This window comes from Kordia aestuariivivens (assembly GCF_014397005.1).
In the GTDB taxonomy this organism is placed as follows: Bacteria; Bacteroidota; Bacteroidia; order Flavobacteriales; family Flavobacteriaceae; genus Kordia; species Kordia aestuariivivens.
This window is the reverse complement of sequence record NZ_JACGWS010000035.1, coordinates 1-1,543: the sequence shown is the minus strand read 5'-3', so window position 1 is coordinate 1,543 and position 1,543 is coordinate 1. Positions and strand designations below refer to the sequence as shown.

Here is a 1,543-nt window from a genome sequence, read left to right as displayed (position 1 = left end):
CAACAACTGGAACAGCAGGAACAGATGATTACACAAGTACCACTGTAACGGCGACGATTCCAGCAGGACAGACAACTGTGAATGTTGACATTCCAATTACGGATGATATCCTGGATGAACCAAATGAAGATTTCACAGTAGATGGAACAGTTACAAGTGGCAACACAAGTAACACAGATCCAAGTGGAACAGTAACTATTACAGACAACGATGGTTTACCAATGGTAACAATCGGCGATGTAACAGTTGATGAGACAGATGGAACAGCAACGATACCAGTAAGTATTGATACACCAAGTAGTGTAGATACAGTTGTAAGTATTACAACGACTAATGTTGATGCTACAAATCCAGATGATTATACAACTACAACAGTTACTGCAACGATCCCAGCAGGACAGACCACAGTAAATGTGACTGTACCAATTATAGATGATGTTATAGGAGAAGATACAGAAACCTTCACGGTAGATGGAACGGTTACAAGTGGTAACACAAGTAACACAGATCCAAGTGGAACGGTAACGATCAACGACAATGATACACCATCAATCGTAATTGGTGATGTAACAGTCGATGAAGGCGCTGGAACAGTAAGTGTACCAGTAAGTATTAGTAATCCAAGTGATGAAGATACTGTAGTAAGTATCACAACAACAACTGGAACAGCAGGAACAGATGATTACACAAGTACCACTGTAACGGCAACGATTCCAGCAGGACAGACAACTGTGAATGTAGATATTCCAATCACGGATGATATCCTGGACGAACCAAATGAGGACTTCACAGTAGATGGAACAGTTACAAGTGGCAACACAAGTAACACAGATCCAAGTGGAACAGTAACTATTACAGACAACGATGGTTTACCAATGGTAACAATCGGCGATGTAACAGTTGATGAGACAGATGGAACAGCAACGATACCAGTAAGTATTGATACACCAAGTAGTGTTGATACAGTTGTAAGTATTACAACGACTAATGTTGATGCTACAAATCCAGATGATTATACAACTACGACAGTTACAGCAACAATACCAGCAGGACAGACCACAGTAAATGTGACTGTACCCATTATAGATGATATTATAGGAGAAGATACAGAAACCTTCACGGTAGATGGAACGGTTACAAGTGGTAACACAAGTAACACAGATCCAAGCGGAACGGTAACGATCAACGACAATGATACACCATCAATCGTAATCGGTGATGTAACAGTCGATGAAGGAGCAGGAACAGTAAGTGTACCAGTAAGTATCAGCAATCCAAGTGATGAAGATACTGTAGTAAGTATCACAACAACAACTGGAACAGCAGGAACAGATGATTACACAAGTACCACTGTAACGGCGACGATTCCAGCAGGACAGACAACTGTGAATGTTGACATTCCAATTACGGATGATATCCTGGATGAACCAAATGAAGACTTCACAGTAGATGGAACAGTTACAAGTGGCAACACAAGTAACACAGATCCAAGTGGAACAGTAACTATTACAGACAACGATGGTTTACCAATGGTAACAATCGG

The 1,543-nt window shown here is 40.8% G+C and carries 1 protein-coding gene; it reads left to right on the top strand.

Annotated elements, in window-relative coordinates:
• On the top strand, window positions 1-1,543 hold a 1,543-nt coding region (locus H2O64_RS23895; protein ID WP_215907213.1), incomplete at both ends, for a beta strand repeat-containing protein.